This window comes from Parvibaculum sp., assembly GCF_002684405.1.
In the GTDB taxonomy this organism is placed as follows: Bacteria; Pseudomonadota; Alphaproteobacteria; order Parvibaculales; family Parvibaculaceae; genus Parvibaculum.
In genome coordinates, this window is sequence record NZ_NYVD01000030.1 from 26,799 (window position 1) to 35,364 (window position 8,566).

Below are 8,566 nucleotides of genomic sequence, written 5' to 3' on the forward strand. Positions count from 1 at the left end.
GTCCTCGGCCCCTCGAATACTTCAAAACGACTTGGACCTTTCTTCGCCTCGCGAGGAGAGAACGGAGGAGAATTATGTTCACGTTCATTCTGGACGGCTTCGCCCGCCGCACCCGCACCGCCGCGGTCCTGGCCGCCCTTGCGACCTATCTCGGGCTCGCCTTTCACACCCAGCCGCCCGACGACGTGCTGGAAGGGCTTTTCATCCTGATGCCGACTTTGGAGGTCGGGTTCATCGCCGGGCTCTTTGCCCTCGCCTTCGATGAGGAAGCCTATCCCCTGCCGATTGCAGCGGCGCGCTTCCTGACCTGGCTGGGCGTCGTTCTGGCCATGATCTGGCTTACGAATCTGCTGGCCCGGGCCAGTGTGGACGCCTATGTGCGCCTGGGCGCGCCGCCGATATACGAGGCGCCGCTCTGAAATGTCCCCATCCTGCCGATTTGTAAGGAAAATCAAGCGGGAAGCACCGGTGAGCGGCTTGCAGGCACATGACCCCGCACCTATCATGCCGCCCGATTTGGGGGACGGAGCAGATTTGTCCCCCACCCCACCCGAAGACACCGCCCCGGCCCGATTTCCGGGCGGCGACCAATGGAAAGAAGATCATGCTCGACGCACTGCGAAAAACCGCCTCCGGCTGGATCGGAATGGGCCTGATGGGCTTGCTGGTCGTGAGCTTCGCAGTGTGGGGCATAGCCGACATCTTCCGGGGCTATGGCTCTTCCGCCGTGGCCACCGTCGGGTCGCAGGAAATCGATGTCGCGGCATATCAGCGTGAAATCTCGAATGAGACACGCCGCCTCTCGCAGCGCTACGGACAGCCGATCACGCCGCAGATTGCGCAGCAGCTGGGTGTGAACCAGAGCGCGCTGGGTCGTCTCATCGGCCTTGCCGCGCTCAATGGCGGCGCGGAGGACCTCGGTCTCGCGGTCAGCGACAAGAAGGTCGCGCACAACATCATGACGGATCCGGAGCTGCAAAATACGTTCGGCAAGTTCGACAAGCGGAATTTCGAGCTGGCGCTTTCCCGCGCGAATATCTCCGAGGAAGCGTTCATCAAGGATCGCCGGGACTATCTGATCCGCAACCAGCTGATCGGCGTGATCGGCAACGGCGTTCATGCCCCCGATGCGATGGTCGACGCGATTGCGACCTTCCAGAAGGAAACGCGCGATGCGACCTATCTGGTGCTGCCGCCGTCGCTTGCCGGAAACGTTGCCGACCCCGACGAGAAGGAGCTGGAGGCCTATTACCAGAAGATTTCCGCCAAGTTCCAGAAGCCGGAGACGCGGAGCTTCAGCATCATGCAGCTCACCCCCGACGCGGTCGCCGAGACGATTTCGATATCGGAAGACGATCTGAAAACGGCTTTCGAGCAGCAGAAGGCGAGCTTCAATACACCGGAAAAACGGGACGTCATCCAGATCACCTTCGACACCAATGAGGATGCGGCCGCAGCCGTCGCCAAGCTGCGCAGCGGCACGCCGGTCGAGGATGTCGTGAAAGCGCGCGGCCTTACGATGGACGATGTGAACCTCGGACTGGTCAGCAAGGCGCAGATGCTGTCGCCCGCCATCGGCGACGCGGCGTTCTCGCTCGAGCCCGGCCAGGTCAGCGATCCGGTAAAGGGACCGCTCGGGACGGTGGTTCTGAAGGTCACCAAGGTGGAACCGGGTGTCACCAAGAGTTTCGACGACGTGAAAGACAAGCTGCGCAAGACCCTGGCGATGCAGCGCGCCCGCGAGGAAATCTACAATATCCAGAACTCGATCGAGGACGACCGCGCCGGCGGCATGTCGTTCCGCGACGTCGCGGAGAAAAACGGCCTGACGATCCAGAGCATCAAGGGCGTCACCAAGGACGGCAAGACGCGGGACGGCAAGGACGTGGACCTGCCCGATCTGCCGGACCTTCTGAAGACGGTCTATGAATACGGACCCGACGAACAGATCCCGCCGCGCGACAATGGCAAGAGCGGCTATTACTGGGTGCATGTGGACCAGCAGACGGATGCCGCAATTCCGCCGCTGAAAGACGTGCGCAGCCAGGTCGTGTCGGACTGGAAGGACCAGCAGCGCAAGAACAAGCTGGACGCGCTGGCCCAGAAGCTCGCGGAGCGTGGCAACAAGGGCGAAAGCTTCGACAAGATCGCCTCGGAGTTCGACCGCAGCGTGCTGGTGCAGAAAGGTATTCAGCGCTATGCCCGCAGCGATACGTTCTCGCGCATCGCGGTGACGCGCCTGTTCGCAACGCCCAAGGGCCGCTTCACATACGGCCCCGTAATGGTCGGCGACAGCATGCTGGTGATGCAGGTGAAGGACATTCACAAGCCGCAGCTCGCCGCCGATTCCGACGAGTACAAAAAGCTCAAGGCGGACATCAAGGACTCGATTGCGTCCGACATGATCGGAACCATGGTCGCGGGCCTGCAGGAGAAGATGGGCGTGAGCGTCAATCAGCGGCTGGTGCAGCAGGTAACCGGCACCCCCAGCCAGTAAGTGACGAACATGATCTTTCCCGAGTATCCGGATTTCGAACGCGCTTACGAAGCGGGTGAGCCGCAGGTCGTCTATACCCGGCTGGTTGCCGATCTGGAGACGCCCGTGTCGGCGATGCTGAAGATTGCCGACGGACGGCCGAACAGCTTCCTTCTGGAATCGGTGGAGGGCGGCGATACGCGAGGCCGCTATTCCATCATCGGTCTCAAGCCCGACGCGATCTGGCGCTGCCGGGGCAACAAGGCGGAACTGAACCGTCATGCCCGTGTCGATACCGGTTCATTCGAGCCTTGCGACAAGGATGCGCTCGATGCGCTGCGCGCTTTCATCGAGGAATCGCGGATCGAGCTGCCCGACGAGCTGCCGCCCATGGCGGCGGGCGTCTTTGGCTATATGGGCTACGACACCGTCCGGCTGATGGAAAACCTGCCGAACGAGAACCCCGACGCGCTGGGGCTTCCTGACGGGTTGTTCCTGCGCCCGACCGTGATTGCCGTTTTCGACGCGGTGAAGGATGAAGTGACGGTGGTGACGCCGGTGCGCCCGGAAGCGGGCGTGAGCGCCCGCGCCGCCTTCGCCCGCGCCGGCGAGCGGCTTAACGATGTTGTGGCCGATTTCGACCGTTCCATCCCGCATCTCTCGCAGGATGCCAATATCGACGACCTGCAGCCGCCGAAGTCGAACACGCCGCAGGAAACCTATTTCAGCATGGTGGAGCGGGCGAAAGAGTATATCGCGGCGGGCGATATCTTTCAGGTCGTGCTGTCGCAGCGTTTCGAGACGCCCTTCACCCTGCCCCCGTTTGCGCTTTATCGTGCGCTCCGGCGGATCAACCCGTCTCCCTATCTCTATTTCCTCAATTTCGAGGATTTCTCCATCGTCGGTTCCAGCCCGGAGATTCTCGTTCGTGTACGGAACAACCGTGTCACGATCCGCCCGATCGCCGGTACGCGCCATCGCGGAAAGAACAAGGCCGAAGACGCCGAAATCGCGGAAGAGCTTCTCTCCGACCCGAAGGAACGCGCGGAGCATCTCATGCTGCTCGATCTCGGCCGCAACGATGCGGGCCGCGTCTCGAAGATCGGCAGCGTGGAAGTAACCGAGAAATTCGCGCTGCAGCACACCTCGCACCTCATCCATATCGTGTCGAATGTCGAAGGCGATCTGGATCCGGAATATGACGCCATTTCCGCGCTTATCGCCGGGTTTCCCGCCGGCACCGTTTCCGGCGCGCCCAAGGTTCGCGCGATGGAGATTATCGACGAGCTGGAGCTTGAAAAGCGCGGCGCCTATGCGGGCTGCGTGGGCTATTTCTCCGCCGCGGGCGAAATGGACACCTGTATCGTTCTGCGCACCGCCATCGTGAAAGACGAGAAGATGTATGTGCAGGCGGGCGGAGGCGTCGTTGCCGATTCAAGCCCTGAAGGCGAGTATCAGGAGAGCGTGAACAAGGCGAAGGCCCTTTTCCGCGCCGCCGAGGAGGCCGTGCGCTACGCCTCGCAGGGCGGACGCAGGCAGTGACGACGGGGCTGTGACCATGGCCGAGCGCGCCGGACCGATCCTCGTTTTCGATTCCGGTATAGGCGGTCTGTCCGTTCTCGACGCCATCCACACGCTTCTACCGACGCGCCAATGCATCTATGCGGCGGACGATGCCGCCTTTCCCTATGGAGAGTGGGAAGAGGCTGCGCTGATCGAGCATATCGTTCGGGTGATGGACGGCCTCGTCGAGGCGCATGCGCCCCGGGCCATCGTGATTGCCTGCAATACGGCTTCGACACTGGTTCTGCCCGCGCTTCGGGCGCGCTTCAGCATACCCATCGTCGGCACCGTCCCGGCCATCAAGCCCGCCGCCGGGCGCACGAAGAGCGGCGTCATTTCGGTGCTCGCCACGCCCGGCACGATCGCCCGGGATTATACGCGTCAGCTGATCCAGCAATTCGCCGCCGACGTGCATGTCGAACTGGTCGCCTCGCGCCGGCTCGCCGCGATTGCGGAAAAACTGCTTCAGGAAGACGAGATCGACACCGAGGCCGTCCGGGAAGAAATTCTGCCCTGCTTCATCGAAACAGAGAACGGGCGCACCGACATCGTGGTGCTGGGCTGCACGCATTACCCCTTCCTGATCCCGCATATGAGCGCGGTCGCGCCCTGGCCCGTGGACTGGCTCGACCCGGCGCCCGCCATCGCGCAGCGGCTCGCGACCCTGATCGGGAACAACAGGCGGATCGCGGAGGGAGAAGGCTTCACGCTTTTCACCAGCGGCGCTTCCGCCCCGCGCCCTCTCGCGGGCATGTTGCGCGCCCGCGGCGTCCCCGTCGCCAGCGATCAGTAACGCATTGATATTGCGGGATCATCAGTCCTATTGTGCGATCTTTCCGACGCGCATTATAACCGCGCCATTCTGCGCTATATTGACCGGAACATCCGGTTGTCACTTTGCCCTGAAAGCCTCTTGTTCTTGAAAGCCCGGCCATGCTGCTACTGATCGATAATTACGACAGCTTCACCTACAACCTCGTCCATTTTTTGGGGGAGTTGGGTGCGCGCGCCGAGGTGCACCGGAACGACAAGATTTCGGTCAATGAAGCGCTGGCCAAAAGCCCGACGGCCATCGTGCTTTCGCCGGGCCCCTGCGATCCGGACAAGGCGGGCATCTGCCTTGAGCTGATCGAGGCGGCGGCCGCGCACAGGATCCCGCTTCTTGGCGTCTGCCTCGGCCATCAGGCCATCGGCCAGGCCTTCGGCGGCAAGGTGGTGCGCGCGCCCGTACTGATGCATGGCAAGATGAGCGACATCCATCATCACGGCAAAGGCGTTTTCGCAAACCTGCCGAGCCCCATCGAGGCGACGCGCTATCACTCGCTGATCGTGGAGCGCGAGAGCCTGCCCGACTGCCTGGAGATCACCGCCTGGACGACGGACGGGATCATCATGGGAATGCAGCACAAGGAGCTGCCCATTCACGGCGTGCAATTCCACCCGGAAAGCATCGCCTCCGAACGCGGGCACGAAATTCTCGCGAACTTCCTCCAGCTTGCAGGCTTCAACGTGATGGAGACGGCATGAACGACCTCAAGCCCGTTCTGGCCAAACTGTCCGAGGGCCATGAACTTTCGGCGGAAGACGCCCGCTTTGCCTTCAGCCACATCATGGAAGGCGAAGCGACGCCGGCGCAGATCGCCGCCTTCCTGATGGGGATGCGGGTGCGCGGAGAGCGCGTGACCGAAATCACGGCGGGCGCCACCGTATTGCGGGAGAAGATGCTCCGCGTCGAAGCGCCGAAGGGCGCGGTGGACATTGTGGGCACGGGCGGCGACGGCGCTGGCACCTACAACATCTCGACGGCGGCGGCGCTGGTGACGGCGGGCGCAGGCGTTGCCGTTGCCAAGCATGGCAACCGCAAGGCCTCTTCGCTTTCCGGCACGGCGGATGCGCTGCAGGAACTGGGCGTCAATCTCGACGTGGCGCCGGATGTGATCGCGCGCAGCATTCGCGAAGCCGGTATCGGCTTCATGTTCGCGCAGGCCCACCACCCTGCCATGCGGCATGTGGGACCGGTGCGCGTGGAACTCGGCATCAAGACGATTTTCAACCTGATCGGCCCGCTGTCCAATCCGGCGGGCGTGACGCGGCAGATCGTCGGCGTCTATTCGCGCGAGCTGGTGCGGCCCTTCGCCGAGGCGCTGCGCAATCTCGGGTCGGAAAAAGCCTGGATCGTGCACGGCACGGTGCCGGGCATGGGCGGGATCGACGAGCTGACCACGACGGGCATCAGCTTCGTTGCCGAGCTGGACCAGGGCGAGATCCGCGAGTTCGAGGTCGCACCGGAAGATGTCGACCTGCCGCGTGCCGATATTGCCGACCTCAAGGGCGGCGACCCTGCACATAATGCGCAAGCCATTCGCGACCTCCTGGCGGGCGCGCCCGGCCCCTATCGGAATATCGTGCTGCTGAACGCCGCAGGCGCGCTTGTCGTCGCCGGGAAAGCCTCCTCGCTCGAGGAGGGTGTGGCGCTTGCCGCCGAAAGCATCGACAACGGCGCGGCGACGAAAGTGCTGGAGCGCCTTGTGCAACAGACCAATAATCAGGTGCCCGCATGAGCGACATTCTCGACAAGATCGGCGCCTACAAGCTGGAAGAGATCGCGACGGCCAAGGCCGCGCGCACGCCGGCCCAGATGGAAGAAGCGGCGGCGGCGGCTTCTCCGACGCGCGGCTTTTACAAGGCCCTGCACGACGCCTGTGCGAGCGGCGGCTATGGCCTGATCGCAGAGATCAAGAAGGCAAGCCCCTCCAAAGGGCTGATCCGGGAAGACTTCAATCCGCCAGTGCTTGCCCGTGCCTACGAAGCCGGCGGCGCGACCTGCCTTTCGGTCCTCACGGACGGGCCGTCCTTTCAGGGGGCGCCGGACTATCTTACCGCCGCCCGCAATGCGGTGCTGCTGCCGGTGATCCGCAAGGACTTCATGTATGACGTCTATCAGGTGGCGGAAGCCCGCGCGATGGGCGCGGACGCGATCCTCATCATCATGGCGGCGGTCAGCGACACGCAAGCGCACGACCTGGAAGAAGCCGCTTTCCATTGGGGCATGGACGTTCTGGTTGAGGTGCACGACGAGGCCGAGCTGGAGCGCGCGCTCACCCTCAAGAGCCCACTTCTCGGCATCAACAACCGCAACCTCAAGACCTTCGAGACGACGCTGGAAACGACGGAGCGACTTGCCCCGCTCGTTCCGTCCGACAGGCTGATCGTCGGCGAGAGCGGCATCTTCACGCCGGACGATCTGGCGCGGCTTGCCAAGGCGGGGGTTCGGAGCTTTCTCGTAGGCGAAAGCCTGATGCGGCAGCCGGATGTGGAGGCGGCAACGCGCAACCTTCTCGCCCACGCGGCCTGACTGCCAATGACCTATCGCATACGCCATGCGCGGCCCGACGAACTCGACCTGCTGGCCGGGATCGAGAAGGATGCGGGGATGGTTTTTGCCGATGTCGGCCTGAAGGAAATTTCCGATCACCCGCCCGCCGACATAGCCTATGTGCGCTCCTTTCTGCGGGGCGGCGCTATCCTGATCGCGGCGGATGAACAGGATAAACCGGCCGGTTTCGCGCTGGTCGGGTTCATCGACCGGGCCGGGCATCTGTTCGAACTGTCGGTTCATCGCGCCCATGCACGCAAAGGTCTCGGCGCCCGCCTGACGGCGGCTTGCTGCGGTTTTGCCTTTGCGCAGGGCGCCCGGCGGATGACGCTTTCCACGTTCCGCGACGTACAATGGAACGCCCCGTTTTACGCGAAGCTCGGATTTCGTATCCTGCCTCAGGATGACTGGACGCCAGGTCTTTTCACTCTTCGCATGCGCGAGGAAGATGGCGGCCTGCCGATGGAGCGCCGGTGCTTCATGGAAAAGGAGCTGAGCGAAAATTGAGCGGCAAGTTTTCCCATATCGACGAGAGCGGCGCGGCCCATATGGTCGATGTGTCGGAGAAGAGCGTGACCGCGCGTGTCGCCACCGCGCGCGGGCGCGTGACCATGGCGCCGGAGACGCTCACCCTCATTCGCGAAGACGGGCTGAAAAAAGGCAATGCGCTGGAGGTGGCCCGGCTGGCAGGCATCATGGCCGCCAAGCAGACATCGGCCCTCATTCCGCTATGCCATCCGCTTGCCATCAGCAAGGTCGAACTCCACCTCACTCCGTCTACGGAGGATAGCGCCGTCGAGATCGAGGCTACCGTCAAGACCAGCGGGCAGACCGGGGTCGAGATGGAGGCACTGACCGCGGTCAGCGTGGCGGCGCTCACGCTCTACGACATGGCCAAGGCCGTGGACAAGGCCATGCACATCACCGATGTCCGGCTGACGCATAAGAGCGGCGGCAAGTCGGGCGACTATAATGCAGACTGACTGAAAGGCCTTTCCCATGGCCGACACCCCTCTTCTTTCCGTTTTCGACGCGCGGTCCAAAATTCTCGCGGCGCTCCATACGGTCCCGTCCGAAACAGTGCCTCTGTCACAGGCGCATGGGCGCGTTCTCACCGAAGACGCCATCGCGCGGCGCACGCAGCCGCCCGC

The 8,566-nt window shown here is 63.2% G+C and carries 9 protein-coding genes; all 9 read left to right on the forward strand.

Annotated features, from left to right (window positions below; all coding sequences use genetic code 11):
- The first annotated feature begins 74 nt into the window (after positions 1-74).
- The 9 genes from CMI59_RS02675 to moaC all read left to right on the forward strand — a co-directional run bounded on the left by CMI59_RS02675 (position 75) and on the right by moaC (position 8,398).
- Positions 75-419 (forward strand): hypothetical protein, encoded by a 345-nt coding sequence (locus CMI59_RS02675; protein WP_293324367.1) that lies wholly within the window; start codon positions 75-77, stop codon positions 417-419.
- Positions 420-604: 185 nt separating this feature from the next.
- On the forward strand, positions 605-2,497 hold the full coding sequence (locus CMI59_RS02680) for a peptidylprolyl isomerase (protein ID WP_293324370.1): 1,893 nt from the start codon (positions 605-607) through the stop codon (positions 2,495-2,497).
- Positions 2,498-2,506: 9 nt separating this feature from the next.
- Positions 2,507-4,018, forward strand: coding sequence for an anthranilate synthase component I (gene trpE / locus CMI59_RS02685; protein ID WP_293324373.1), 1,512 nt, complete (start codon positions 2,507-2,509; stop codon positions 4,016-4,018).
- 16 nt (positions 4,019-4,034) lie between these two features.
- A complete protein-coding gene (murI, locus tag CMI59_RS02690) occupies positions 4,035-4,832 on the forward strand; it encodes a glutamate racemase (RefSeq protein ID WP_293324376.1) in 798 nt (265 codons plus the stop codon).
- 140 nt (positions 4,833-4,972) lie between these two features.
- Positions 4,973-5,566, forward strand: coding sequence for an aminodeoxychorismate/anthranilate synthase component II (locus tag CMI59_RS02695; protein ID WP_293324379.1), 594 nt, complete (start codon positions 4,973-4,975; stop codon positions 5,564-5,566).
- Complete coding sequence (trpD, locus tag CMI59_RS02700) at positions 5,563-6,600, forward strand: anthranilate phosphoribosyltransferase (RefSeq protein ID WP_293324382.1); 1,038 nt, start codon at positions 5,563-5,565, stop codon at positions 6,598-6,600. Before CMI59_RS02695 ends, trpD begins: the two co-directional genes overlap by 4 nt.
- Positions 6,597-7,394, forward strand: coding sequence for an indole-3-glycerol phosphate synthase TrpC (gene trpC, locus CMI59_RS02705; protein ID WP_293324385.1), 798 nt, complete (start codon positions 6,597-6,599; stop codon positions 7,392-7,394). The genes trpD and trpC overlap by 4 nt, the downstream gene beginning before the upstream one ends.
- Before the next feature lie 6 nt (positions 7,395-7,400).
- Positions 7,401-7,922 carry a GNAT family N-acetyltransferase gene (locus CMI59_RS02710; RefSeq protein WP_293324387.1) on the forward strand — a complete coding sequence of 174 codons (522 nt, stop codon included), beginning with the start codon at positions 7,401-7,403 and terminating at the stop codon, positions 7,920-7,922.
- Positions 7,919-8,398 (forward strand): cyclic pyranopterin monophosphate synthase MoaC, encoded by a 480-nt coding sequence (gene moaC / locus CMI59_RS02715; RefSeq protein ID WP_293324390.1) that lies wholly within the window; start codon positions 7,919-7,921, stop codon positions 8,396-8,398. The genes CMI59_RS02710 and moaC overlap by 4 nt, the downstream gene beginning before the upstream one ends.
- The last annotated feature ends 168 nt before the right edge of the window (positions 8,399-8,566 follow it).

Coding starts and splice junctions, on each gene's coding strand:
- trpE (WP_293324373.1), top strand. CDS start 2,507: ATGATCTTTCCCGAGTATCCGGATTTCGAACGCGCTTACGAAGCGGGT.
- murI (WP_293324376.1), top strand. CDS start 4,035: ATGGCCGAGCGCGCCGGACCGATCCTCGTTTTCGATTCCGGTATAGGC.
- CMI59_RS02675 (WP_293324367.1), top strand. CDS start 75: ATGTTCACGTTCATTCTGGACGGCTTCGCCCGCCGCACCCGCACCGCC.
- trpC (WP_293324385.1), top strand. CDS start 6,597: ATGAGCGACATTCTCGACAAGATCGGCGCCTACAAGCTGGAAGAGATC.
- CMI59_RS02710 (WP_293324387.1), top strand. CDS start 7,401: ATGACCTATCGCATACGCCATGCGCGGCCCGACGAACTCGACCTGCTG.
- trpD (WP_293324382.1), top strand. CDS start 5,563: ATGAACGACCTCAAGCCCGTTCTGGCCAAACTGTCCGAGGGCCATGAA.
- CMI59_RS02680 (WP_293324370.1), top strand. CDS start 605: ATGCTCGACGCACTGCGAAAAACCGCCTCCGGCTGGATCGGAATGGGC.
- CMI59_RS02695 (WP_293324379.1), top strand. CDS start 4,973: ATGCTGCTACTGATCGATAATTACGACAGCTTCACCTACAACCTCGTC.